Source organism: Nostoc sp. CCY 9925 (assembly GCF_963920935.1).
GTDB lineage: Bacteria > Cyanobacteriota > Cyanobacteriia > Cyanobacteriales > Nostocaceae > Nostoc.
Genome location: NZ_CAWUDO010000031.1, coordinates 26,055 through 52,641, shown reverse-complemented (window position 1 = coordinate 52,641; position 26,587 = coordinate 26,055). Strand labels below are relative to the sequence as shown.

Here is a 26,587-nt window from a genome sequence, read left to right as displayed (position 1 = left end):
ATTATTAAGAAACTCGTTTTTTAATTATCACTAGAGAAAATCCAACATTATAAATTTAAAATTAAGAATATTGTAAATTTACAAATAATATGTTTACTTTTTCTATAACTTGAGGCAATAAATATACTTCATACTGTAATGTAACAAGTCAGTTTGTATTCATAGCTACAGATATTTTTCACGCTGTTAGTAATCCTCGTTTTTATGCTTTGGATGGGAACAAGAGACTAACTACAGACTAATTCTGAGTTTTCAAATATTGAGATAAAGTTACGTTAAACTAACAATGCTGTTTCTTTTATTATTGACATAGATCGCCAATAGGTGGATGCCAACCTGCTGTTAACCAAAGTTGACGGGAATTTAGAATAAACCCATCATCGTGGTCTTGATCATTAAAATCAAAACGACTGCAAGTTGCACGACCTATAGGAGTTGTACCAATGATCTTTAACTTATTTTCTGTCCAGATAAAATGATCTGACCAATTTTGATTTCTTGGATTAAATAATGCAACTTCTGTTTGTGTTTCTGGATCAATTGCGGTTGTAAAATTATACCGTCTTTGATTACAGCGATGACAAGCTAAAGCCAAATTATTGAGATCGTCTGATCCCCCTAAAGATTGAGGAATAATGTGATCAATGGTAAAGGGTGTTGCATTTGATCGTTCTGGAGAGTGACAATATTCACACAAGTATTTTGCCCTTTTACGGACATTTAAACGAACAAAATTGTTGAGTACCACAATTAAGAAGCAAGTTTAGCGTTGATAAAACTGAAGATTTTTTCTAACTCCAATAAACCAGCTAATTCTGCTTGTTCATCTGGATTGAGTAAATTTTCTTTATTTTTTTCTAATAGTTCTTCTAAACGAAATTGTAACTCTTCAGTAAAAGAAAAAGGACGAAATTGATCAGAAAGATTAAGTTTTATTCCATTTGGTAGCCAAGATGAAGGCTGTTTCATTAATTCTTTCATGGGTATCACCATTAATTGAGGATGGTGGTCAACGAAGGCCATGTTAGCACTGAGCCGCCAAGTCAACATGCTCTTGAATTTATGGTTAGACAGGCATTGCTGGTAGTTATTGGACTATATTGAGATTCTTTAATACAGTAATATCATAAATCGCTTCTACAGCGTCTACTTTTGCGTAAGTTCTATTTTTGAGTTTGCAAACATTGGGGCAAAGTTACGGTAAGCTTCTAATGCTGCTTCTTTAACTGTTGCATTCACAATGGGAAAGGTAGTGAGGATGTAGCTAAATTCATCTTCGGTTAAACCGTAAAGGTGTGCTACCATTCCATCGAGTTCAGCGCGGAGTTTGGCGCGTTCTGTTTCGTCGGTAACGCCTTGTTGATGGGAACCTAAACCGACTTCTTGCGCGAGTTCGTCAAATTCTGGTGTGGTGCAGATGAGTTTGGCGGCGCGTTGTACAATATCATTGAAGTTGCGATCGTTTTTTGTTAAACGTGGGACGGGTAGTTGGTAGACATAGAACATATTACAATGAGATGTAACTTTTTGACGAACTGCAAAGTCACAGATAAAACTATTAAGTAAAGAACAAATAAATAGTAATTCATCATGCTTTAAATAAATCGCGTTCAATCTCAGGTTTAGCAAAGCTTTCAAAAAACAAAGCCTTGAGAAATTCGTCATAAAAATGATTTTCAGCTTTTTGTTTGCTTTGTTCTAGCTTATTTTGCAGATAATTTAAATCTTTATTATCAATAAAACCCTTACGCTGGAGAAAATAAACAAACATCAGACGGTTGAGAATTACCGATGTGTACCAACGTTTATCTGTCTCGTTATCAATTCCTTTAACAAACAGCAAAAACTTCTGGTGTTGTTCCTGAAATTCCTTGTAAAATTTCTTAGTTACTGGTTCAACATCAAAACCGCGTTGTAGCTTATAAGCAATTTCGACAACCGTCGGTTCACCGTGTTCTAATTCAGTAATATCAATAACTAAAGAACCAAGCTTGCTTAAAAATAAGTCTCCTGGTTGACCTTTCACATATAAATGGTCACGAACGTAACTTTTAATTCCTTCTCGTTTCACCCAATACCAAAGACTACGCGTGCGTTCTTCGGTAATAAAAATTAGGAGATTTTCAGCTATAAGTTTAGTAATTTCTTTATGAATATCATTTCTAACTTTAGCCTCTGGTATGTTCCCATCTGCTGCGGTGACTTCAAAGATTGCAACGCCTGAAAGTTCAGCAATCTTCTGGTATTGATAGGTGTTGTTCTCAATTTTTAAAGTTACAGGTTTTTGTCTGGAAGGTTTAGACCAGCCTAACTCTTCTATAAATAAATCACTAAATTGAAAGTTATTAAGTAAATCGCGGGTTCGTTGAAAATTCAGAGACATAAATTACCATGCTTGGAAAAGAAAAACAAGGCATGGTAATTTTGCCATTCAGAAAATAAATCTGTGGCTTTAAAAATTAAGTCTGCGCTGGCGGACTTGAAGAAACTCTTTTTATAGAAGTTAAATTTTTAACCATGCTTTTGATACTTTATAAATCCTTTATATCAAATGTGAGTTCAGCGATATTACCGCTTTGTACAAGCGTGATTTTTAATTGTCAGGTATATTTGCTGATTACTTTATCAAAACGCCTAATTGCTTTATAAAAATGCCCGATTACTTTCTCAAAATACTGAAATGCTTAATCAAAATAAGCTTTGACTTACTCAAAAGGTGATTTGACTTATTCATTTTGGTGTTTTCCGCAAGCAAAAGCAGCTTTGACTTATTCAAAAGGTGATTTGACTTACTCATTTTGGTGTTTTCCGCAAGCAAAAGCAGCTTTGACTTACTCAAAAGGTGATTTGACTTACTCATTTTGGTGTTTTCCGCAAGCAAAAGCAGCTTTGACTTATTCAAACCCCAGTTTCCTTTCTAATTTAGGTGTTTTTCACAAGTTCCCAAAGACGCGATAAATCGCCATCTTTACAATAATCAGTCCTTTGTAGAGACGGCGATTTATCGCGTCTCTTGTCTTAACCGAACAGTCTTACTATTTAACCTTTAACCAACTAAATATATCTACTGGCGTAATTTGCCAATCTGCTAATACATTAAGAACAGTCAATTTATCATTATTATACTTTACTTCTGGCAATTTATTAGGTTGAAATATCACCACCGATTTATCATTAGAGTCAATAAACCAACCTAATTTTGTCCCATGATTAATACAGAAAATAATTTTATCAATCACACGGTTAGGAAATTGGTCAGGTGATAGAATTTCAATTATCCAATCTGGATAAGTTTCAAATTTATTGGCAATTTCTCCAGATTCATCAACAACAAGCCGTGACCACTCAAACACAGCAATATCTGGAACTAAAGAACGTCCTCCAAATGTGCAGCGTAATTCAGTTAATGCTAAAGCCATTTGCTCAGGTTCGCTTACGTGATTAATCTCCGTTGATAAGCGAGTTTGGATTCTGCTATGTTTTCCCTGCGGCATTGGTTTTTGGTAGATATTTGCATCAATATATTCGCTAGCTGGTTTGGTTTCTGGTAATTGCAGAAACTCTGTTAAAGAAATATTAGATGATAATATAACCATAAAAATTACTCCTAAAATAGTTAAATATATATTTAAATATAACAAAGACGCGATGAATCGCCGTCTCTACAAAGGGGTAATTATTGTATAAACAGCGATTTATCAGGTCTATTGCCTTAATGAGAAATTACGAATTACAAAATAATCCCAGCGAACAAATAATTTGAGGTTCTCGCTTTTCTAGTTCTTCTGTGACAATACATAAACGGTCATCCATCCGTAACGCCACTACTAACTCAGCTAACTGCTGATTATTAATACCGCTTCTCAGTTGACGGTTGAGAGTATCAATAGCTGACTGTCGCAAAGGATAACGGTAAATTTCATCAATTGCTTTTAAAAGTTCTTCACTAACAAATAGTGTTCCTTTCATCTCTTGAACATAACTTTTCAGTCGTTCATAACTGCGGAACCTAGCACCTGATGGTCGCCCTAATTGACCGCCTGCATTTTTTTCTTCTTCAGCAATCAATTCAGCACCCTTTTTTACTAACTCATGATGCTGTTTGTCTCTAGGTATCGCTGGAGTAGATTCTTCACATGCCGCTACTCGAAGAACTGCTAATTGTGATTGAGTAACGCTATTCCCATCGCGGTCAACATAAATTAAAGAATCATTTCCCTCGGTGGTTTTCATATAAAGCAATACTCATAACGCGGTAAATTTAGTTGATTAATGACTTCTACTACTAACTCAGAGTAAAGACGAGCATAAAAGCCTGTGCTAGAACCTTCTAAAGGAAACTTGAGACTACGAGGCACACGCTGGGGAAAATAAGAACGTCTCCCATCAGAAAATTCTAAATATTTCCGCCCTGTTTCATCTGTGTGGGCATAATTTTCTTTAATAAATGAGCGAGTGCGTCGCACCATGTAACGCTTCATCAATTCTCGCCAATCATCAGGATGTTCGCTTTTCTCAAAAGCCGCTAAAGAACGGACGGAACATTGATGCTTTCTAATAAACTCTAATTCTCCTACCGAACTGCCACCCAGTTCATTAATTAAAGCTTCTGGTCTTAATCCTAAATCTTGGTCTTCTGGCACAAATAGCCGCAGTTGGGCAGAAAGGTCAAGATAACTTTTATTGTAAGGAGTTGCAGATAATAAAATACATTTACTTTCGTTAGCTCCAATATATTCTATTATTGTTCGATAACGTTTACCTTCGCGGTTACGTAAATTATGACTTTCATCAATTAACACAACTCGGTAACGCCGCAGTGTTGGTAATTTATTTTGTACTTGACTAATTGGCATAATTTCGGCAAGTAACCGATAGTTATCTTTATATTCTTGCCACATTGAAACTAGGTTTTTTGGGCAAATAATCAGTGTTTCTAAATAACAATCTTCTTGTAATATCTTGGCAAGGGCGGTTCCAACTAAAGTTTTGCCCAAACCGACCACATCACCCACTAATACGCCACCACGCCTAGTTACATGACGTGCTGCTAGCTGCACGGCGGCTTTTTGGAAATTAAATAAGTTATTAAATTCGCGGGGGATACGAAATTCTGAAAGTCCTGCGATCGCTTCATGGGATAAGTGGTAAGCTATCTTCAGGTAGATGTAGTAAGGCGAAACTAGCTCATCTCTAGCCCAACTGCGATCGATAATTTCTGCTAATTCTTGAGAAATATCTACACAACCATAATCTTGCCAGCGATCGCTAAACCACTTTTGCAGTTTATTGCAAGCATCGTGGTCTAAAATATCAACATTCAACTCCCCTTGTTTAGCCAATCCGGGAAGGGTTAAATTACTACTACCCAAAAATCCCACAATTGGCGTGTTGGGGTCATTGCGATGCACAAGATATAACTTGGCGTGGAGAGAATGACGCAAAAACAGTTTAATAATTACTTTCTGACTTTTTAACTGATGACTTAACCGCCGCAACCCCGCTTCATCCTGATTAGTCGGCGCACCAATAGTTAATTGCTGACGAAATTCCGCCGCCATGCGTTTTTTAAACCGGACGATGGCACTATTGTCAATCCTTCCATCACCACTAATAAAGCTAAACGCTGCATGAACTTCATCACTGGGTAAGCTTTGCATCCCAATTAGCAAACGACAACAAGCATTTTCACCACCAACATACTGTTCGATTAAGTCATCAATTCTTCGCCAACCTCTGAGGTTAAAGTAGCCAACGCAAAAGTCTGCGCGATAAGAGACTTTGAGAGTTTCTCGTAAAATTGGCAGCAGTTGTAAATCAATGTTGTCAAAAATGCGGGGCATTATTTAAAACTCATAAATATTTCGTACTTATGTTATATGAGTAAAAAATATTTCCAGCCAGGTTAGTGAAGGATTAGGCTGGATAAATAGATGAACAAAATATTTACTGTTCGGTTAAGACAACAGACGCGATAAATCTTAGACAAGAGACGCGATAAATCGCCGTCTCTACAAGAATCACTCCTTCGTAAAGACGGCGATTTATCGCGTCTTCAAAAATTATAAAAAAATAGAGCAGTTGCACTGTAATACAACTGCTCTAAAAAACTATTTAGATAGATATTTTCTACCTATCTACAGAACCCATGATTACGTCAATACTACCGAGAATGACTACAATATCTGCAACTTTCATACCCCGAAGTAAATGCGGGAGAATTTGGAGGTTGTTGAAGTCAGCAGCGCGAATTTTCCAGCGTGCAGGGAAGACGTTATCATCGCCTACCAGATAAATTCCGAGTTCACCTTTGCCACTTTCTACTCGGGCGTAGATTTCACCCTTGGGAATTTTGAAGGTGGGGGAAACTTTTTTACCGATGTACTGATAATCAAAGGCGTCCCACTCAGATTTTTTACCTGCGGCTAAGCGCTTGGCTTCGAGATTTTCGTAAGGACCGCCAGGAAGTCCTTTAATTGCTTGGCGAATAATCTTCACAGATTCGCGCATTTCCCGCATCCGCACCACGTAACGGGCAAAGCAATCACCGGCTGTTTCCCATTGCACGTCCCAATCGAAATCGTCGTAGCATTCGTAATGGTCAACTTTCCGCAAATCCCATTTGACGCCAGATGCGCGTAACATTGGCCCAGAAAGTCCCCAGTTAATTGCTTCTTCACGAGTAATAGTGCCGATACCTTCAACACGTCGCCGGAAGATGGGATTATCTGTTACCAAGCGTTCGTATTCATCAATTTTGGGTATTAAGTAATCGCAGAATTCCACACACTTATCTACCCAACCATAAGGCAAATCAACTGCCACGCCACCGACGCGGAAGTAATTATTATTTACCATCCGATAACCTGTGGCGGCTTCCCACAAATCATAAATCATCTCCCGTTCCCGGAATTGGTAAAAGAAGGGAGTTTGAGCGCCAACGTCAGCGAGGAAAGGGCCAAACCACAGCAAGTGATTAGCGATGCGGTTTAACTCCAGCATGATGACGCGAATGTAACTAGCGCGTTTGGGGACAGCTACACCTGCTAATTTTTCGGGGGCATTGACGGTGACGGCTTCGTTGAACATTCCCGCAGCGTAGTCCCAGCGACTAACATAGGGGACGTACATAACGTTCGTGCGGTTCTCAGCAATTTTTTCCATTCCCCGGTGCAAGTAGCCAATGACTGGTTCACAGTCAACGACATCCTCGCCATCCAAGGTGACAATTAGCCGCAGAACCCCGTGCATTGAGGGGTGATGTGGCCCCATATTTAGCACCATCGGTTCAGTGCGGGTTTCTATTCTGGTCATAGATTTAGTGTTCTCCCGTTGTGACAATTTTGAATCGAACCGCCAAGATGCCAACTAGACCCAATTTATCTTGTCTCTCATGCCAAGGTCTATCAAGAATTGACGCGGGGATGGGGAGACGCGGGGACGCGGAGAATGAAAATTCTATGTCCTGACATCAACTCCAAACTGTCAATTTCAATTTGACAGACTATTAGAGGCAATACTTTTAGAATCTATTGCCCATACAGGGGTATGTTTGAGAGGGGGTGACAGAGCAGGGGTTTTACTTGATGTTTCATTTTGTTGCACTTCTTCAACTATTATATGGAAGCTGGATATCAGGGACTTGAGGCGCAGGAATTTTTTCATGTGCCAGTGTTGGGTCGGGAGGTAATTGAAAATCTGGCGGTGCGTCCCGGCGGGCATTATTTAGATGTCACGGTAGGCGGTGGCGGTCACAGTCGGCTGATTTTAGAAGCTGCACCAGATGTGCGGGTAACAGCAGTTGACCAAGATGAAGATGCTTTAGCAGCGGCACAGAAGAATCTAGCTGAATTTAGCCATCGCCTACAATTTATTCATCGCAATTTTGCTGCCTATGAATTTCCCCCTAACACTTTCGATGGTATTGTCGCCGATTTGGGGGTGAGTTCTTACCATTTAGACCAGCCAGAGAGGGGTTTTAGCTTTCGCCAGTCCGGGAGTTTGGATATGCGAATGGATCGCGGGCGATCGCTAACTGCTGCTGATGTGATTAATAATTGGGATGAAGCCGAATTAGCCAACATTTTCTTTCAGTACGGTGAAGAGAGATTATCACGGCGTATTGCTAGACGCATCATCGAACGGCGTCCGTTTCACACGACTGTTGAGTTGGCCCAAGCGATCGCACTTTGTGTTCCCCCTAAATACCGTTATGGTAGAATTCACCCCGCTACCCGTGTTTTTCAAGCTCTGCGAATTGTCGTCAACGATGAGCTAAAATCTTTAGAAACTTTTTTGGATAAAGCACCAAAGGCCCTTGTTCCTGGTGGGAAAATTGCGATTATCAGTTTTCACAGCCTAGAAGACCGTTTGGTGAAACATAGTTTGAGAAATTCACCTTTATTAAAAGTATTGACAAAAAAGCCAATTATTGCTGTTGAAGAGGAAATTAGTCAGAATCCGCGATCGCGTTCTGCAAAGTTGAGGATAGCCGAGAGGAAAGAGGAGTAGGCACATACTAAACCGTATAGCTTAGCAAAATTAGAGTTATTGAGTTGATCTGGAATCGCCAAGTATGGCGATGTAGTTTTTTTGTAGTTCAACTCAAGTACTCTAATGATGACAAAGGATTATTTTGACAACGGCGATCGCGTGGTTGTGACTGAAAAAGGAGAAAACTGCAATCGGCATGGTAAAGTAATTGCCCATGTAACTGGTGATTTCAATTTTCAACAACAATACCAAATACAGTTGGATGATGGTATTCAGGTAAAAATTTCCGGTCGGTTTTTAACAGATGAAAGCTCAAGTTTAGATGAAAAGACCGAAATAAAAAACCTTCTAAAACTGATAACATCCCGACTGCCAAAAAACAAAATAGAAGAGTTGGACATTAATTTGAAACATTTGATAGAATCTCTGAAGTCTAAAAATAAATCAATCTTTGACCAACAATATAATTATATCTCACAAGAATTGCAAAGAGCAGTTAAACATAAAACAATCACAGAAGAGTCTATCAAACCAATTAATACAAGCTTTGAAAAATTAAAATACTGGCTGAAAAAACAGGAAATATCGAGTACTTTAGGCAAGCTGAATTAATGATTTTTTGAAATTTAGTAAATATTAACCATCAAAAAATTCAACTTGCTGTAAGATGACTTTGTGCAAATAGCTCAATGCTAAAATTTATCTATATATATTTGGAGCAAGTATGGCTACATTTAAGGTCATGACTTGGAACGTAGAAAATCTATTTTCTTTGGGTAGTAGTTTTAGTCCCAAAACCGAAGCAGAATACACACAAAAATTGAATAGCTTAGCTAGTGTAATTCTAACTCTCGATCCTGATGTGCTAGCTGTTCAAGAAATTGGAGATATGCAAGCATTTGCAGAATTATTAGGACTGTTAGAGGGGCGCTATCCTCATACATGTTTATCTGCATTTCCAGACCCTCGCGGAATTAGAGTTGGGTTTCTTTCAAAATTAGCGATCGCCGAACACGAAGATATAATAAATTTTCCTGAAGGTGGCTTTTCCAAACTCATTACTCAAGACACAGAAGGAAATTCAACTGAAGTTAATCGCATGGGCCGAGGTGCTTTGCGAATTCTTGTCAAACCTCAAGAAGATATTTCTATTCATATTATCAATGCACACTTCAAGTCTAAATTGTTAACTTTTACTTCAACAAACAATAATCCCCGATTTGCTCCCAAAGATGAAAATGAGCGTAGTCTAGTTGCTGGCTTAGCACTTATAAAGCGAACAGCAGAAGCAGTTGCATTGCGTGTTAAAGCAAATAAGTTATTAGAAAATAATGCCAACCAAGGTCTGATTGTTCTAGGAGATCTGAATGATGTACCATCTGCTGCTACTACTCAGATTCTTCATGGGCCAAGTGGTAGCGAGATTAATACACGCGGCTTTAATTTGTTAGACGAAGGAGATGATACCAGACTATTTAATTTAGCTCCTTTGATTGATGAAAAAAGACGATACTCGCGTATTTATCAGAACAACAAGGAGTTAATAGATCATATTTTTGTTAGTCAAGAACTGTTACCTGGGAAGCCGCGCAAGTTGCCCAAAGTAGACAGCTATATCGATAGTAGGGATACTTTATCTTCTGTTAATGATGACCCCAACTTAAGACAAGGAAAACCAGGTTCAGACCATGCGCCAATCATTGCAATTTTTGATTTGTAGCTACGTTAATGTTCAATTTTGATGCACATTTTATTGTCATTGGTCATTTGCCAATTGTCATTTTGTCAACAGAATATTTATCAACTGTAGGGATTTTCAAATCAAAAAACATCAAATTCTTCTTGTGGGGTGGACATCTTATCTGCCCTCAGTTATGGGCGGGCGAGAACGTCCACCCCACAAGACTAGACCTGTTGCAAAAGTCCCTAACACCCCAATACGGTTCGGTTAAAGGGGAAAGGGGAAAGGGGAAAGGTTTTAAATACATCCTTTACCCATTACCCGGTTGGTGAGCTTGTCGAACCATTAACCTTTTCCCAGACCACAAGGAAAGTTCATATTGCTTATCCGAACCGTATTGCCTAACACCCCACCCCCAATCCCTGCCCTTGCTAAGGGGAGGGGAGACAAAGCGTAGCTTTGGCGGGGTGGGGTTCTTATTTTCGATTTATCCAAGAGGTCTACTGAATAATTTAGTTCTTGGTAATCTGTTATGTATGAAAGATTTTTATAAAAAAATTAACCAACTAAAAAAACCGCCACTATAGTAACTAGGACGGTTTGGTTAAGCAATCGGAGGGTAATTACAGATTACTTTGCTAATAAATGAAATTGCTGTAACGAAGTTTGCACTTTTAAATGGGGCACTTCTACTGAGCGACTTGCGCTGACTTGTGCTGAGGGGCTTGTCCTGACTTGTGCTGAGCGTAGCCGAAGTAGCGAACGCGAGTGCGTCTCGTAGAGAAGGGAGCCGAAGTATGGGGCATTGCCAAGAGGATCGCAAAACAAGGGGAATTGGCGAGAAAGAGAAAGACTTGGTGCAAGTTCTCCCCCCCATCTCCCCACCTCCCCACTCCTTAATTCTTTGCGTAAACACTCATTGGTTCCTTGATAAACCGGGTGTAAAGATGCTTAAACGTAGATCTAATGACACGGGGCATACCAAAATCAATGGGCATTAACTTGTCTGGTAGCCGCCAATCTTCTATTTTTAATAAATCAGGATTTAAATTTGGAAACTCTATGGCAGCAAGTTCTGGACAAACTCCTAATCTTTGGGAAGCTGCAACTGTGGGCACTTGTTCAGGAGGAACGTTGAGAATTTCCACCATTGCTCGATCTAGGGCAAATATATCTGACGCAGCTGCTAGAATGTCCAGTTGGCGAGGTTCACCGTTACTAGGGCCGTTACCTTCATGACCGATGATGCCATCTAAGATGGTTAAGTTAGGGTTAATTGCCCTGGCAGTTTCTACTAACATTTGGGCAAATCTGTTGGCGTCTTTTCCGGCTTCCATGTGCCACCAAGCTTTCATTTTACCGGGGACGCAACCAAACAAGTTTTTCACGCCTAGCGTTAACGTCAACTGGGCATGGGATTTGACTTTAGGTAGGTTAATCACCACATCTGCTTCCATCGCTTCTTTAGACAGCCGCAGGTGGTTAAAATTATCGCTGACAGTTTGGTAACGCTGGCCGTGAAAATCGACGATCGCAAGATTGAGTTCTTCTAAAATAGGCAGATAGCCATTTGCCACTGCTACTCCCTTGGCGCTACCAAAAGCCGGACTATCACCCAAAAATGGCTTCCCGCCAACTTCAATTACCATTTGAGCAACTACATAAACTAGTTCCGCACGGGTGATACACTCTTTACCAGGACGCGCACCTGTGAGCAGATTAGGTTTGAGTAAAACGCTATCGCCTCTTTTAACAAATGCTGCCATTCCTCCAAAAGGTTCCAGGAGTGTGACTAGAGATTCTCGTAAAGCCTCTCGTTCGTAGGAAGTAGCCCGAATCAAGCTGACAGATGGTTTTTGACTCTGCATAGTAGATAGGGATTAGGGACTGGGGACACTTCGACAAGCTCAGTGTATCGCTGGGGACTGGGACTGGGGGAGATGAGGAGAATAACTCTTAACTCAGCACTCTCAATGCCCCATGCCCCATACCCATTATTCTGTCTTAATGGGTAAGATAGCACTCATCTGTTCTAGATTTAATACTGTGGCTAAGTCTGCCTCACTCATCAATCCTCTTTCGAGGACGATTTCTCGTAAGGATTTACCAGTTTCTAAAGATTCTTTGGCGACAGCTGCGGCATTTAAATAACCTATGTGGGTATTGAGTGCAGTTACTAAAGCTAAACTGCCTTCAGCGTATGCTAAACAACGTTCTTTGTTAGCTGTAATTCCTTTGATACAACGTTCTGTAAGTGCGGCGATGGTGTTGCCCAGAATTTCGATGCTGTGAATTAAGTTATAGGCAATCAACGGCATCATGACGTTCAATTCTAATTGTCCTGCTTGGGCAGCAAGAGCGATCGCATTGTCATAACCCATCACCTGAAAACATACCATTGATGTCATCTCTGCCATGACTGGGTTATATTTCCCCGGCATAATCGAGGAACCTGGTTGTACTGGCGGCAGTTGAATTTCTTTCAAACCAGTTTTCGGACCCGAATCCATCAACCGTAAATCATGAGATATTTTGGCTAAATCCTGGGCTAAGTTCCGCAAAGCACCGGAAACGTTGACAAATGGTGCCATACTTTGCATAGCTGCCATCAGGTGGGGTGCAGCTTCTAATGGAGTATCAATTAATTCCGAGAGAACTTCTACAACACGGGCGCGATACAAAGGATGAGTATTCAACCCTGTTCCCGCTGCACTACCTCCCAAACCCAGCACCATCAAATCCCCAGAGGCGGTGTAAATCCGGTTTTGGTGTTCGGTGAGGATTTGCGCCCAAGCCCGAAAATTTTCACCCAAACGCACAGGTACAGCGTCTTGTAAGTGAGTTCTGCCAGATTTGACGATATCTTGAAATTCTACAGCTTTGTTTTCTAAGGCGGCGATCGCTTCTTCTAAAGCTGGGTGTAATGTATGAGAAAGTGCCAATAAACCACCAATCCTAATTGCTGTGGGAATCACATCATTGGTAGACTGCCCATAGTTAACGTGGTCATTGGGACTAATGCGTTTATAGTTGCCTTTTTCGTCGCCAAGAATTTCTAAGGCGCGATTTGCCAGAACTTCATTAACATTCATGTGGTGAGAAGTTCCAGCACCCGCTTGATAAACATCCACAACGAATTGTTCGCGCAACTTCCCAGCTAAGATTTCATCACTTGCTTCGACTATCGCCTGAGTAATATCTTGGGGAATGCAATTTAGTTCTCCATTCACAATTGCGGTAGCTTTTTTTATTAACAAACAAGCATCTACGTAAGTAGATAGAGGCTTGATGCCGCTGATGGGAAAGTTTTCTATTGCCCGTAGTGTTTGAATGCCGTAATAAACGCTACTAGAAATTTGGCGATCGCCCATTGAATCCCGTTCGATGCGAAATTCGGAGTCTGTGTGTTGAGTCATAGTATTGTTTTAGGAGAGCTTCAGAAAACAGATTTTCCCACGCTTAGGGAAAGAGTGGAAAAACAAGGAGAACTTGCAGTAAGTTTATCCCCTCTGCCCGTCTTCCCCATGACTCCTGATAACAGAGCAACTAAATTTATTTATGGGGATTATTAATTTTGAATTTTGAATTTTGAATTCGGAGCGAAGCGACGTGACTCTACCTAACTGGATTACTTTCTCTCGCCTTCTGGGTGTACCATTTCTGCTTTACGGTTTATATAATCCCACAGATCGAGCTAAGTGGATATGTTTGGCGATTTTTCTTGTTGCTGCGCTGACTGATTGGTTAGATGGTTATTTAGCGCGGAAACTCAATCAAATTACTGATTTAGGTAAGTTTCTCGATCCTTTGGTAGATAAATTTTTGGTACTTGCGCCGTTACTAGTGTTGATTGAACTGGGAAAAGTGCCGGCTTGGGGAGTGTTTTTGATTTTAGCGCGGGAATTAGCGATCGCTGGTTGGCGGGTAAATCAAACAACGATTACCGGGGCGAACATTTGGGGTAAACTCAAAACTGTGAGTCAAATAATGGCGATCGCACTTTTAATTGCACCACTACCTGAAGTTTGGCAAACTCCATCTTTAATTGCTTTTTGGATTTCTGTTGCTTTAACGTTAATATCTGGGGCAATTTATCTCTTACCACAAAAAGCTAGCTAGCACTAATGAAACGACAATATAGTATTCTAATTCAGTGGTCTGATGAAGATAAAAAGTATATTGTCAGGCTGCCTGAGTTTGGCCCTTACGCACATACTCATGGAAATACCTACGCCGATGCTCTCAATAATGGTGAAGAAGTGTTGGAACTTTTGATTGAAGATTACCAAGCACAAGGAAAACCGCTGCCAGAACCTTTGACTGCAAACTTTTCCTTCCAGTTTATTTCATCCTGAAGCTAATGCTGAATTTTTTCAAGCTTTATCAATACATCCTGGTACTTTTTCTCTATCCCTTGTTGCTGATAAAGGTTGGCTGCTTTCTGAAAATTCTCAATTGCTGACTTGTTATTGTCTAACTTTATATAACAAATTCCTAGATATTCGTAAGCACCTGCATGGTTTGGCATCAAGCGAATTAGGCGTTTAAAATCTTCTATCGCTCCCCCATAATCCTTCAATTCCATACAAGTTATGCCGCGATTATAGTAAGCCCCTGTGTGATTGAGTTTGAGTTGAATTGCCCGAGAAAAATCATCAAACGCTGCTTGAAAAGCTTTTTCTCGCCGCTTGTCTACACCCTGTTTGTTGAACTCATCAGCTGGTGCTGAGTTGCGAACATACTTTTGGCAGATTTGGCAAGCAGCTTCGACATCACTGCGATCGACATCACTGCTATGGTTACGATTTATGAAGTCACGATAGTAATCTAATCTGTTGCAACAAATTTCTAGCCACGCTTGCCAACCACCTGGCCACAACCACACCGTACCATCAGCACAGGCACTAGCAATCTTTTGCCCGTCTGGACTAAAAGCGATTGAATACACAGGACCATTAATTGCCCAAAAAGATTCATATATCTTCTTGCCAGAGACATCACACAACTTCACTGTCCCGTCAGCACAGCCACTAATAATTATTTGCCCATCAGGGCTAAAACTAACTGACCCTACAGGAACCTCAAGCATAACTCTTTGAGAAAATTCATTGATTTGCTGACCAGAGATGTCCCACAATCGTAATGTATTGTCATTACTGCCACTAACAATCATCTGTCCATCGGGGCTAAAGGCAACTGAATTCACACGAGCGTTATGCGCCTGCAACGGTTCACCGATGGGTTGACCAGAGATATTCCACAAACGTAATGTATTGTCAGCACTGCCACTAACAAGCATCTCTCCATTGGGGTGAAAGGCTACTGAACAGACAGCAGCCTCATGCCCTTGTAAGGGTTCACCGATGGGTTGACCAGAGATATTCCACAACCGTAATGTATTGTCATCACTGCCACTAACAAGCATCTGCCCATCAGGGTGAAAGGCAACTGAACCGACAGCAGCACTATGCCCTTGCAAGGGTTCACCGATGGGTTGACCATAAATATTCCACAACCGTAATGTATTGTCAGCACTGGCACTAACAATCATCTCTCCATTGGGGTGAAAGGCTATTGAATTTACAGCAGCCCTATGCCCCTGTAACGGTTCACCGATAGGGTTGCCAGAGATATTCCATAACCGCACTGTATTGTCATCACCACCACTGACAATGATTTGTCCATCGGGGCTAAAAGCAACCGAACGAACAAGACCCTCATGCTGCCGCAACGGTTGACCAATTGAGTTGATAGAGATATCCCACAACCGCACTGTACTATCAGCACAACCACTAGCAATCATCTGCCCATCGGGGTGAAAGGCAACCGGTCCAATGAGTCCGACGGGGCGGTTCACCCAGAAGGGTTCACTCATACACTTGCCAGAGATATCACACAACCGTAATCCATTGTCATTAGAGCTACTGAGAATTATCTGCCCATCGGGGCTAAAGGCAACTGAATTGATAGGAGCATTATTACCCATATCTCCCGCAAAAAATTCAGCGACGAGGTTGCCGTAAATGCCCCACAACCGCACTGTACCGTCAGAACTGCCACTAACAAGCATCTGCCCATTGGGGCTAAAAGCAACTGAATTGATAGGAGCCTGATGCCCCTGCAACGGTTCGCCAATAGGGCTGCCAGAGATATCCCATAACCGTAATGTATTGTCAGAACTGCCACTAACAAGCATCTGCCCATCGGGGCTAAATGCAACTGAATTGATAGGAGCATGATGCCCCTGCAACGGTTCGCCAATAGGGCTGCCAGAGATATCCCATAACCGTAATGTATAGTCAGCACTGCCACTGACAATCATTTGCCCATCGGGGCTAAAGGCAAGTGAACTGATAGCACCTAAATGCCCCTGCAACGTTTCGCCGATAGGGCTGCCAGAGATATCCCACAATCGTAATGTATTGTCAGCACTGCCACTAACAAGCATCTGCCCATCAGGGTGAAAGGCAACTGAACCGACAGCAGCCTCATGCCCCTGCAACGGTTCACCGATGGGCTTGCCAGAAAAGACATCCCATAACCGTAATGTATTGTCATCACTGGCACTAACAAGTATCCGTCCATCAGGACTAAAGGCAACTGACCTGATAAGAGCTTGATGTCCGAGTAAAGAAATTGAAGCTGAGGATATTTTTATCGCTCTATACAAACCAACCTGAATTGGAGCGAGTATCTGTTCTGGCAATTTATCTAAATTTTCATCTATTGCTTTAATTGCCAGAACCAGACCGTTTTGTGTGTCTTGAGGATTCAGCAAATTATGTACTTCTATTCCTTGAGCTAGCATGTTGCTAGCATCAAGAAATTTATTTGCCTCATCGTTCAAAGCCAATATGATTTGTTTTTTTATCAGTTCTTGTATTTGCCTGAGCTTAGATTCTTTCCAAAGTTCTTCTTCTGCTTTTTGAGGGTTTTTTCTTAGCAAGCGACTCCAACGCCTAGCATCTTCGAGCAAACGCCTTCTTAAAAACAGAGGTTCTTCCGCTTCTTTTATCCAGGCTTGCAACATTGGCCAAGCAGTTAGCAAAATTTCATGGGCTACTTGTACTGTGGGTTTTGCAAAAGTTGATTTTTCATTTCCCACTACCAGCAGGCGATTAGGGTTATCAGTTAGTATATTGAGTGTCTTCTCTATAACTCCACCATCTTCAAACTCGGCCTTCTTGATTCTTCTAACAACAGGTTTATTGTCTGCAATATCTACTAACTCAAGAAATATTTTTTTAGCTGCTTGTTTTTCTTCTTCTGCAAGACTTTCATATACTTTGTTTGCCTGTTGTTGGAATGCGCCAGTGACTCCTTCCAATTTTTGATAAGTACTTTTATTCAAAGTGCGATCGCCGATCGTATCACTATTTACTTCTGTCTCCCACATTTTTCGCAGGGTGTACTGTAGAAGTGGCAAAGAACCAGCCTGTTGACGAAAATCACAGATAATTTGATCAACTAGATCTTCCTCAAAAGTTACTCCATTTCTGGCCGCAGGCTCAGCGATGGCTAATCTTAGCTCACTATCAGTCATATCGGTGAGCATATAACTATAGTTATCGTGAATATTTCCCAACTCAGGATAAGGACTAAATTTATCCAGGAAATCAGCCCGCATTGTGAGAACAATCTTGACAGAGTTATCCTGTTGTTTAATAAGTTGCATCAGGCTATCAACAAACTCATGACGTTCTGGCTTTGGAGTCCTCGTAAAAAGTTCCTCAAACTGGTCAATAAAGATCAGCCACTGAGAATCATGTTTCAATTTTTTTACAACTTGAACTAGGTTATTATCCCTCAGGGCAATATCAAGTTCTGACTGTTTATATCCGTTAGATTGAAGAGAACTATACAGAGATTTAAAAACATCTATATCTGGCTCAAAAGTTAGATTAATAAAGTCGCCCCAATCGTCTTCAAGATTTGTAATTAATCCTGCTCGAATCAGTGATGATTTTCCACTTCCAGATGCTCCCAAAAGTAGAAGTACATTCTTTTGTTTTAAATGTTGGTTTAGTTTCGTAATCCATGCTTGCCGTCCAAAGAATTTCTCTTTATCTTTAGTTTGAAATTTTTCTAGCCCTACATAGGGAGAGAATGTAACAAGCTTGCGATTGTGAATGCTAGCTTTAGATTCATGAGAAATGAAGTATTGAGTTATATTTCCACTAATATTTTGACCAACAACACCATTGGCATCATGAGCAATATTAATGTTACTTTCAGAGTTATTATTAAGCATATATATTTCCCATTACCCATAGCCGCTTTTTTATTTAGTTATCAAAACAGGATTCAGAAGTCAGGAGTCATACCATTTCACGAAATACTTGATACAGATAGATAGGTAGGGGCGTACAGCTGTACGCCCCTACAGCCGATTCATCTGTTGCAAAGATTTTTGGAAATGGTATCAGATTCAGTTGGGTATTCTGTACGACTGGCGGATAGCGAAGCTAAGCTGTGTCCTCGATTACTCGCTAACGCTACGCTATCAGTGGCGGGTCTGAATCCCCCACTGATTAATTCTGAATTCTTCTTCAATTCGTATAGGTTGTCAAGAGTCAAAAGTCCAAAAACTCTACACTTTTGACTCTTGACCGCCATAACAGAAGATATATGTGCAGTTGCGTAAGTCCTGTTGCAGCTTAATCAATCGACAATCCTAACTAATGTTTCCTTGATTTATATTTCCACTAATATTGTATCCAACAACACCTTTAGCATCACCGCCAATATTAATATTACTTGTACCTGATACTTCTTGAGGTTTGACTAACTCCAGTAACTCTTTAGCTTTCTTGAGAATTTCCTCATCTTTATCAGCACCAACTTCAACTAATTCGGCTTTCAAGGGTGCTTCCCAAACTTCCGGTTGCTTTTCATATTCTGCTAAAATCATCTCTGCCTTTGATTCGCCTACAAACTTACGCTTGATTAAATTCTTCAAACTGTTAAAAGCATCTCCACCAATAGCTTCTGCTGCACCAGTCATTAAGGCGGTAAGAATGATAGAAACTGGTTCCATAGACTTAAACTCCTGAAATTTGGATGTATTTTTGGGCTGACACAGTATATTCTGTTCTACAAACTGAAGTTCTAGTTTTTCGGATTATCTCCTAACTAATTTTCCTAGATTTATCGAAAAACCCCAGTTTTGGGGGCTAGAGACTTGAAAATTTGTATCAGATAAGATTTTTTATAATTAATCAGTTTTATTTCTCACAAGATTTAAGCAACTGCTACCAGCAGCGGATCTAACAGACAGGATTTTAACGCTATTTTATATCTCTGATGAAAAAAATACTCTCATTTACTTAAACTATTTAACCTCCATTCTACACTTTCAAGTTAATATTTTTCAGATGTTTTTGCTACAAAAAGCTAGCAGTGCTGATTCACAACATCTACCTTCAAAAATCGTAATTTTTAGAATTCGCAAACAAGTAAAGAGTCTAGTTTAACGAATGTGAGAATTCATTTAGCACCTCAGATTGACAGAGCTACTATTTTATTTATAAAAATTATAGCTAGGTAATCCGGTAACATCTGTGCGGAGAGCAAACAAATTACCAGAGTAGAAACTTTTGTCAATCTCGGCTTGGCTGAGTCCAACTGAAGCAGTGGTGATGTAAAGTGTTTGCAAATCTTCGCTGCCAAAGGTGCAACTTGTTACAAGTGGAACAGGTAGATTAATCCGCAAAATTTCTTCACCCTTGGGATTGAAACGAATCACACACCATCCATTCCACATAGCTGACCAAATATTTCCTTGGCTATCTATCGTCAAGCCATCTGGGTAGAAAGATTCATGAGTTAAATCAACAAAAATCTGGCGATTACTAATATTCCCTGTTCCTGAATTAAAGTCATAAGCATATATTTTTTGTTGAGGAGAATCAGCCAAATAAAACGTCTTTTGATCCGGACTCCACCCCAAACCATTAGAGATAGTTAATCCTGTTTCCATGACATGTAATGAACCATCATTATCATAACGATAGAGACTAGCTTCGGGCTTTTCTGAAGTAGACATTGAGCCGAACCAAAAACGACCTTGGAGGTCACATTTGCCATCATTGAGACGATTATTTGGCAGATTTCCTTCAATTTCTAAAATGGGAGTAACTTCACCTGTCTGGGTATTGAGTAATGCTAGGTGATGGCGCAGTGCGATAATTAATCTATTTGTACCAGTTGTGGCGATCGCACCTACCACATCTCCCACATCAAAAAAGCGATCTTTAAGAGTTCCCGGGTCAAATTGATGCACTCGATGGTTAAAAATATCTATCCAGTAAAGCACTTTTTTAGTAGAATCCCAAATTGGCCCTTCACCCAAGCGGGCACGAGCATCTAAAATATTATGGAGTGGATATTGCAAAATCTGACTCATTTTTTCAACCAACATTGGTTTTTCCCATCACCCATGACCGAATAATTACGAATTATTCGGTCAACAAACCTCACAATTAAACAGCTTTTAAAATCTCCTCATCTACAGAGAAATCAACATCGGCTTTATCCCGACCAGAAGCTAAATAATCATTTTGCAAAGAGTCTTGTAATCCCGAAATCAAATCATATTCCGGATGCCAGTTTAATTCTGTCTGCGCTTTGTTCACCGAAGCAAAGAAATGTTGCACCCGCATGGGAAAAGCTTTGCGCTTGCCAAAATCAAACTTTTTCGGGTCGTAATGGACAATTTTCACAGCATCAAGTGATTTTCCAGCCGCTACGGCGCTAGCACGGGCTAAACCATCAAAAGTAACAAATCGATCGCCAGAAATATTATAAATCTGTCCTACTGCTTGTTGATTGCCCAAAACTTGGGTCATGGCCTTTGCTAAATCTTTAACATGACCTAACTGAGTGATATGCAAACCATTTCCGGGGATAGGAATGGGGCGATCGCGGACAATTCTGTCAAAAAACCAGCTTTCCAAGTCATTATAATTACGTGGGCCGTAAATATAAGTAGGACGAATGGAAGTAAAAGGTAATCCCTGTTGAGTCAGATAAGCTTCCGTTTCATGCTTACCCAGGTGGCGACTTTTGGGATCTACTGCATCGCCTTCGATATGGGGAAGTTGGTCAGATTTGAGATACACCCCCGCCGAACTCATGTATACAAAATGTTGCACCCGATCTTGAAAAATCTCTGCAAGTGGTTGAGTATCGTTGAGTTCTCGTCCATTGTTGTCAAAAATGGCATCAAAATTTTCTTGTGACAATTTTGCTTTTAATTGGGTAGCATCGGTGCGATCGCCTATAATTTGTCCTACTCCCTGTAAAGAAGGCGCTGGTCGATTTCCACGATTAAACAGCACCACTTCATGTCCTTGTTCCACTAGTAGTTGAGTCAAATAGACACCAATGAACCGAGTACCACCCATAATTAGAATTCGCATAGCTTTCCCATTCCTACGTCAGTTCTTTTTAAGGCACAGGGTACTAGGGGCTGGGGACTAGGGACTGGTGATTAGGGAAGAGTTTTCCCAGTACCCAATACCCAGTACCCAGTCCCCAATTTGAGGTTATCAGGTTGCAGCATCCATCTGGAACCTGTGAGGGAAAAATTGCGTCTTGGCCTTCACCTGGGGCGCTTCCCATTATTTAATCACAAGGGGAAACTTTTCAGTTAACCTCATAAGTTGCCTAACGATTTTCCATTCATTACAAGTTAGCTGTGCCCTTGAAATATGCTCTGGTTCATGAGTGGTTGACACCCAAAGCCACAGGTGGTTCAGAACTCGTTGTACGGGAAATTTTGAATCACATTGATGCTGATTTGTATGCCCTCATCGATTTTGAATCCATTAACCCTGAAAGTTATTTATACAAACGTCAAATTGGCAAGACGTTTCTTCAGCACTTTCCCTATGCCCGTAACGGTATACAAAAGTATTTGCCTTTGTGGGCTTTGGCGATTGAACAAATGGATTTGCGGGACTATGACGTAATTCTGTCTTCATCCCATGCTGTTGCCAAAGGAATCCTTACCACTCCAGATCAGTTGCATATTTGCTACTGTCACAGCCCCATGCGCTACGCTTGGGACTTGACCTTTGATTATCTGCGCCAGAGCAAGCTGGGTAATGGTTTACCTGGGTGGGTGACCCGATATTTATTACATCGTTTGCGCCAGTGGGATGTTTTGAGTGCCAATCGTGTTGATTACTTTATTGCTAACTCCCAGCACACAGCTCGGCGCATTTGGCGTTGCTATCGGCGAGAAGCAACAGTGATTTACCCACCTGTGAATATTGGCGAATTTCCATTTTTTCAGGAAAAAGACGATTTTTACCTAACAGTTTCTCGACTAGTGAGTTATAAGCAAGTATCGTTGATTGTCAAAGCTTTTAATCAACTAAAACGACCATTAGTAGTAATTGGCACAGGAGATGAAATGAAAAAGATTCGTGAGATGGCAAATTCAAACATACAAATACTCGGATGGCAACCCGATAATGTGGTAAAAAAATATATGGCTAGCGCTAAGGCCTTTGTGTATGCAGCTTGTGAAGATTTTGGTATTGCCTTAGTAGAGGCACAAGCTTGTGGTACGCCAGTCATTGCCTATGGTGCTGGGGGTGCTCTAGAAACAGTGCGAGATATTCGCTCTAATGTGGATACAGGGACAGGTATATTATTCAGGACACAAACAGAGGCAGCTTTAGTGGAGGCAGTAGAAAAATTTGAACTATATCAGGCTTCGTTCAATTGTGAGTATATGCGATCGCACGCCGCGCAATTTTCGCAGCAAGTGTTTGCAGATCGTTATCTAGATTTTGTAAACAAGTGCAACGAAAAAAGACCTTTTTGGAATAATGGTCTTGGTTAAGATACTTATTTTTTTAGGCTTTTGGCAATTTATCCCCAGAAGCATCTCATTTTGGCTTTAAGATTGGGACTATGTGTGGTGTGGATTATTAAGGAGTATGATGACTGCCCAGAGCTCACTCCTCTCCGGCAAGCGAGGTGTACGGCAAGACACTAGAGCGTCTACGCGTACTCTTCTAAAACGCGGTCAAAGAACAAAGACGCCTAGAGTTAAACCTCAAGGTTTATCTTTTCAGGGTTTAAACGGAGAGTTTGCCAAACGACTGTTCGATATAGTGTTTTCGCTGTCAGTGTTGATTTTATTCTTCCCTGTCTACTTAATCTTGGCCTTGTTGATTGCTTTGAGTTCAGAAGGCCCGATTTTTTATGTTCAGCAACGGGTAGGAAAAAATTACAAACCTTTTAACTGTATTAAATTCCGAACAATGGTCAGCAATGCGGACGAAATCCTCGTGCAAATGATGGAAACATCGCCCCAATTGCGACAAGAGTTTGAGAGTAGTTTTAAGCTCAAACAAGACCCACGGATTACTAAAATTGGTCGATTTTTGCGAATTACTAGCTTAGACGAATTTCCCCAGTTTTGGAACGTTTTAAAAGGGGATATGAGTGTAGTCGGCCCTCGCCCATTAGTAGCAGAAGAACTACCAAAATACGGTTGTCACATTGATGAGATTTTAACAATCCGTCCAGGAATTACAGGCTTGTGGCAGGTGTCTGGGCGTAATGACATTCCCTACCCTCGGCGAGTCCAAATAGACCTGCATTACGTAAAATTTAGGAATTTATGGCTTGATTTATGGATTATCTTAAAAACTGTTGATGTAGTAATTTTGCCTAAAAATAACGGAGCATACTGAGTAATTACTTAGAGCTGGTTCTGTGGGGCGGTCAATGCCCCTAAGTACTAATTTTTAGTGTAAAATATACTGCTACACAAAACTGGTTAAATAATACCATTTGCAAAAACTTTTGCAACAAATAAATCGCCTGTAGGGGCGCACAAATGTGTCCCCCTACTTATATATCTGTCGCATTCTTCTTTCAAATTTGGTATAGCTTTTCTCTAGTTAAAAACTAGAGAAAACGCTGTATAAATTTTTATTGTAGTCTCTTTCATAATCGTATTTTTAAAACCTCAAAAGACTAGCTATCAAAGGCTGATCGAACTCAAGTAACTTTATAGAGTCTTCACAAAAATCAGGTGTATTATAAAATTTTTATAAAAAAACAAATGAAAACATAGCTAAAAATAATTATTAAACAATCTTGAACTTATGAATTTAAGTCTTAGTAGTTAAATCACTTGTTCTTAAGTAAATTTATTTACTTAAAAGTTACAGGATCGATTAGAACTAGTAGGTTTACTATTAGGCAATTCAGCAATTACCTGCTAGGTTGTATCAGATCAGCTGTAATATTTTAATCAAAGAGAATAAGGGATAGTTGAGCATGACGCAAAAGAAGCGAGCGTTAATCACTGGTATTACCGGTCAAGATGGTTCATATCTGAGCGAATACTTGCTAGAACAAGGTTATGAAGTTCATGGAATAATTCGCCGGACTTCTACCTTCAACACAGACCGCATCGATCACATCTACGAAGATCCGCATAAACCTGGAGTGCAATTATTTCTTCACTACGGTGATTTGACCGATGGAACAACATTGCGACGCATCTTAGAAGAAGTACAGCCAGTAGAAATTTACAACCTCGGCGCTCAATCCCATGTCAGAGTCAGCTTTGACTCACCAGAATACACCGTAGATGCAGTGGGAATGGGGACACTACGGTTATTAGAAGCAATTCGAGACTACCAACAACGTACCAAAATCCAAGTGCGGTTCTACCAAGCGGGTTCCTCAGAAATGTACGGATTAGTACAAGCAATCCCGCAAAGCGAAACAACACCATTTTATCCCCGCAGTCCATATGCTTGCGCCAAAGTATATGCCCACTGGCAAACAATAAATTATCGTGAATCTTACAACTTATTTGCTTGTAACGGTATACTTTTTAACCACGAATCACCCCGTCGTGGAGAAACCTTCGTTACCCGTAAAATCACCATGGCAGTAGCCAACATCGTCGCCAAAAAACAGAAAAAGATTTACATGGGAAATCTCGATGCCAAGCGAGATTGGGGCTACGCTAAAGATTACGTCAAAGCAATGTGGTTGATGTTGCAGCAAGACCAACCAGACGACTACGTAATTGCAACTGGCGAAACTCACTCAGTGCGGGAGTTTCTCGAATTGGCGTTTAATTACGTCAATCTCAATTGGCAAGATTATGTCGAATTTGACGAACGTTATCTCCGTCCTGCCGAGGTAGAATTATTGATTGGTGATTCTGGCAAAGCACGGCAGAAGTTAGGCTGGACACCATCAGTAACCTTTGAACAACTAGTTTCCTTAATGGTAGAAGCAGACCTCCAAGCTTTGGGTTACACTTCACCCAATGGCAATGGTTCGCAATTTCCACATGAGGTTGCTACTCTTCGTCAAGAACTTGGCGCTTTGCACTTCTGATTGAGACCCACAGAGGATAAAAATATGACCGCCTTAGAACTCAAAAATAAACGCATTCTTGTCACTGGTGGGTCAGGGTTTCTCGGTCGTCAGGTGATAGATCAACTGTCTCAAGCAGGTGCTGATAGTGAGAAGATTACAGTAGTGCGATCGCGTGATTGCGATCTGCGAGTTTGGGAAAATTGCCAACGTGCAGTTGACCAACAAGACATCGTTATCCACTTAGCAGCTCATGTTGGTGGTATCGGTCTCAACCAGCAAAAACCCGCAGAGTTATTTTACGATAACTTGATTATGGGGAGCCAGCTAATTCACGCTGCATATCAAGCACGAGTGGAAAAATTTGTTTGTGTTGGTACTATCTGCGCTTATCCGAAATTTACTCCGGTGCCATTCAAAGAAGATGACTTATGGAATGGCTACCCAGAGGAAACCAACGCACCTTACGGAATTGCCAAAAAAGCGCTTTTAGTGCAATTGCAAGCTTACCGCCAGCAGTATGGCTTTAATGGTATTTACCTATTACCAGTGAATTTATATGGTCCAGAAGATAATTTTGATACCGGAAGTTCTCATGTGATTCCGGCGTTAATTCGCAAGGTTCACGAAGCCCAAATTCAAGAACAAAAGCAACTGCTAGTTTGGGGTGATGGTAGTCCGACTCGCGAGTTTCTCTATTCTGTTGATGCTGCGCGGGGGATTGTGATGGGCACTCAATTCTACAACGAATCAGAACCAGTAAATCTGGGAACGGGTGATGAAATTTCGATTCTTGATTTAGTGACTCTGATTTGTTCTTTGATGGAGTTTAAAGGTGAAGTTGTTTGGCAAACTGATAAACCCAATGGTCAACCTAGACGCCGTTTAGATACTGAACGTGCCAAGCTTGCTTTTAATTTCACTGCCCAAGTTAGCTTTGAGCAAGGGCTAAAAAATACCATTGAGTGGTATCGTCAACACGCTGCATAATCTGAGGGTGGGCAATGCCCACCCTCAGATTTTTTGAGCAAAAATTTAGTAGTACTTTAA

Annotated in this window: 23 protein-coding genes; 9 read left to right on the top strand and 14 right to left on the bottom strand. The window is 40.7% G+C overall.

Going from position 1 to position 26,587, the window contains the following annotated elements; genetic code table 11:
- Window positions 1-301: 301 nt before the first annotated feature.
- From ACM0OY_RS17545 to ACM0OY_RS17510, 8 genes are all read right to left on the bottom strand, one after another.
- A complete protein-coding gene (locus ACM0OY_RS17545) occupies window positions 302-748 on the bottom strand; it encodes an HNH endonuclease (RefSeq protein WP_414570126.1) in 447 nt (148 codons plus the stop codon).
- Between the two features lie 2 nt (window positions 749-750).
- Window positions 751-1,050, bottom strand: a complete 300-nt coding sequence (locus tag ACM0OY_RS17540) for a hypothetical protein (RefSeq protein ID WP_414570125.1) — start codon at window positions 1,048-1,050, stop codon at window positions 751-753.
- 96 nt (window positions 1,051-1,146) lie between these two features.
- Window positions 1,147-1,506 (bottom strand): hypothetical protein, encoded by a 360-nt coding sequence (locus tag ACM0OY_RS17535; RefSeq protein WP_414570124.1) that lies wholly within the window; start codon window positions 1,504-1,506, stop codon window positions 1,147-1,149.
- Between the two features lie 82 nt (window positions 1,507-1,588).
- On the bottom strand, window positions 1,589-2,383 hold the full coding sequence (locus ACM0OY_RS17530) for a hypothetical protein (protein ID WP_414570123.1): 795 nt from the start codon (window positions 2,381-2,383) through the stop codon (window positions 1,589-1,591).
- Window positions 2,384-3,035: 652 nt separating this feature from the next.
- Window positions 3,036-3,596, bottom strand: a complete 561-nt coding sequence (locus ACM0OY_RS17525; RefSeq protein WP_414570122.1) for a Uma2 family endonuclease — start codon at window positions 3,594-3,596, stop codon at window positions 3,036-3,038.
- Window positions 3,597-3,723: 127 nt separating this feature from the next.
- Window positions 3,724-4,233 carry a hypothetical protein gene (locus ACM0OY_RS17520; RefSeq protein WP_414570121.1) on the bottom strand — a complete coding sequence of 170 codons (510 nt, stop codon included), beginning with the start codon at window positions 4,231-4,233 and terminating at the stop codon, window positions 3,724-3,726.
- On the bottom strand, window positions 4,230-5,843 hold the full coding sequence (locus ACM0OY_RS17515) for a phospholipase D-like domain-containing protein (protein ID WP_414570120.1): 1,614 nt from the start codon (window positions 5,841-5,843) through the stop codon (window positions 4,230-4,232). Before ACM0OY_RS17515 ends, ACM0OY_RS17520 begins: the two co-directional genes overlap by 4 nt.
- Window positions 5,844-6,129: 286 nt before the next feature.
- Window positions 6,130-7,314, bottom strand: coding sequence for an NAD(P)H-quinone oxidoreductase subunit H (locus tag ACM0OY_RS17510; protein ID WP_096536440.1), 1,185 nt, complete (start codon window positions 7,312-7,314; stop codon window positions 6,130-6,132).
- 306 nt (window positions 7,315-7,620) lie between these two features.
- Here ACM0OY_RS17510 and rsmH point away from each other — a divergent pair, with 306 nt between their 5' ends.
- The 3 genes from rsmH to ACM0OY_RS17495 all read left to right on the top strand — a co-directional run bounded on the left by rsmH (window position 7,621) and on the right by ACM0OY_RS17495 (window position 10,213).
- Window positions 7,621-8,511 carry a 16S rRNA (cytosine(1402)-N(4))-methyltransferase RsmH gene (gene rsmH / locus ACM0OY_RS17505; RefSeq protein ID WP_414570119.1) on the top strand — a complete coding sequence of 297 codons (891 nt, stop codon included), beginning with the start codon at window positions 7,621-7,623 and terminating at the stop codon, window positions 8,509-8,511.
- Window positions 8,512-8,616: 105 nt separating this feature from the next.
- On the top strand, window positions 8,617-9,105 hold the full coding sequence (locus ACM0OY_RS17500; RefSeq protein ID WP_414570117.1) for a hypothetical protein: 489 nt from the start codon (window positions 8,617-8,619) through the stop codon (window positions 9,103-9,105).
- 112 nt (window positions 9,106-9,217) lie between these two features.
- A complete protein-coding gene (locus ACM0OY_RS17495) occupies window positions 9,218-10,213 on the top strand; it encodes an endonuclease/exonuclease/phosphatase family protein (RefSeq protein WP_414570116.1) in 996 nt (331 codons plus the stop codon).
- 857 nt (window positions 10,214-11,070) lie between these two features.
- Here the strand turns inward: ACM0OY_RS17495 and ACM0OY_RS17490 are convergent.
- Window positions 11,071-12,042, bottom strand: coding sequence for a DUF362 domain-containing protein (locus tag ACM0OY_RS17490; protein WP_414570115.1), 972 nt, complete (start codon window positions 12,040-12,042; stop codon window positions 11,071-11,073).
- A 126-nt stretch (window positions 12,043-12,168) separates the two neighbouring features.
- The gene (locus ACM0OY_RS17485; protein ID WP_414570114.1) at window positions 12,169-13,590 is read right to left on the bottom strand and encodes an aspartate ammonia-lyase; all 1,422 of its coding nucleotides are present in this window, start codon (window positions 13,588-13,590) and stop codon (window positions 12,169-12,171) included.
- Between the two features lie 193 nt (window positions 13,591-13,783).
- Here ACM0OY_RS17485 and pgsA point away from each other — a divergent pair, with 193 nt between their 5' ends.
- Window positions 13,784-14,293, top strand: a complete 510-nt coding sequence (gene pgsA / locus ACM0OY_RS17480; protein WP_414570113.1) for a CDP-diacylglycerol--glycerol-3-phosphate 3-phosphatidyltransferase — start codon at window positions 13,784-13,786, stop codon at window positions 14,291-14,293.
- A gap of 5 nt (window positions 14,294-14,298) precedes the next feature.
- Complete coding sequence (locus ACM0OY_RS17475) at window positions 14,299-14,529, top strand: type II toxin-antitoxin system HicB family antitoxin (RefSeq protein ID WP_414570112.1); 231 nt, start codon at window positions 14,299-14,301, stop codon at window positions 14,527-14,529.
- Window positions 14,530-14,531: 2 nt separating this feature from the next.
- Here the strand turns inward: ACM0OY_RS17475 and ACM0OY_RS17470 are convergent, their stop codons facing one another.
- From ACM0OY_RS17470 to ACM0OY_RS17455, 4 genes are all read right to left on the bottom strand, one after another.
- On the bottom strand, window positions 14,532-18,425 hold the full coding sequence (locus ACM0OY_RS17470; RefSeq protein WP_414570111.1) for a tetratricopeptide repeat protein: 3,894 nt from the start codon (window positions 18,423-18,425) through the stop codon (window positions 14,532-14,534).
- Window positions 18,426-18,848: 423 nt separating this feature from the next.
- A complete protein-coding gene (locus ACM0OY_RS17465) occupies window positions 18,849-19,211 on the bottom strand; it encodes a hypothetical protein (RefSeq protein ID WP_414570110.1) in 363 nt (120 codons plus the stop codon).
- A gap of 483 nt (window positions 19,212-19,694) precedes the next feature.
- Entirely contained in the window at window positions 19,695-20,594 is a 900-nt protein-coding gene (locus ACM0OY_RS17460; RefSeq protein WP_414570109.1) for an SMP-30/gluconolactonase/LRE family protein, read from the bottom strand.
- A gap of 61 nt (window positions 20,595-20,655) precedes the next feature.
- A complete protein-coding gene (locus ACM0OY_RS17455) occupies window positions 20,656-21,594 on the bottom strand; it encodes an NAD-dependent epimerase/dehydratase family protein (protein WP_414570108.1) in 939 nt (312 codons plus the stop codon).
- Between the two features lie 278 nt (window positions 21,595-21,872).
- On the opposite strand from ACM0OY_RS17455, the gene ACM0OY_RS17450 reads away from it, so the two are divergent.
- The 4 genes from ACM0OY_RS17450 (at window position 21,873) to ACM0OY_RS17435 (ending at window position 26,527) form a co-directional block, all read left to right on the top strand.
- Window positions 21,873-23,027: a glycosyltransferase gene (locus ACM0OY_RS17450; RefSeq protein ID WP_414570107.1), complete on the top strand. Its 1,155-nt coding sequence runs from the start codon at window positions 21,873-21,875 to the stop codon at window positions 23,025-23,027.
- 100 nt (window positions 23,028-23,127) lie between these two features.
- On the top strand, window positions 23,128-23,886 hold the full coding sequence (locus ACM0OY_RS17445) for a sugar transferase (protein ID WP_414570152.1): 759 nt from the start codon (window positions 23,128-23,130) through the stop codon (window positions 23,884-23,886).
- A 592-nt stretch (window positions 23,887-24,478) separates the two neighbouring features.
- Window positions 24,479-25,558, top strand: a complete 1,080-nt coding sequence (gene gmd, locus ACM0OY_RS17440; RefSeq protein ID WP_414570106.1) for a GDP-mannose 4,6-dehydratase — start codon at window positions 24,479-24,481, stop codon at window positions 25,556-25,558.
- Between the two features lie 24 nt (window positions 25,559-25,582).
- Window positions 25,583-26,527 carry a GDP-L-fucose synthase family protein gene (locus ACM0OY_RS17435; protein ID WP_414570105.1) on the top strand — a complete coding sequence of 315 codons (945 nt, stop codon included), beginning with the start codon at window positions 25,583-25,585 and terminating at the stop codon, window positions 26,525-26,527.
- Window positions 26,528-26,587 lie beyond the last annotated feature (60 nt).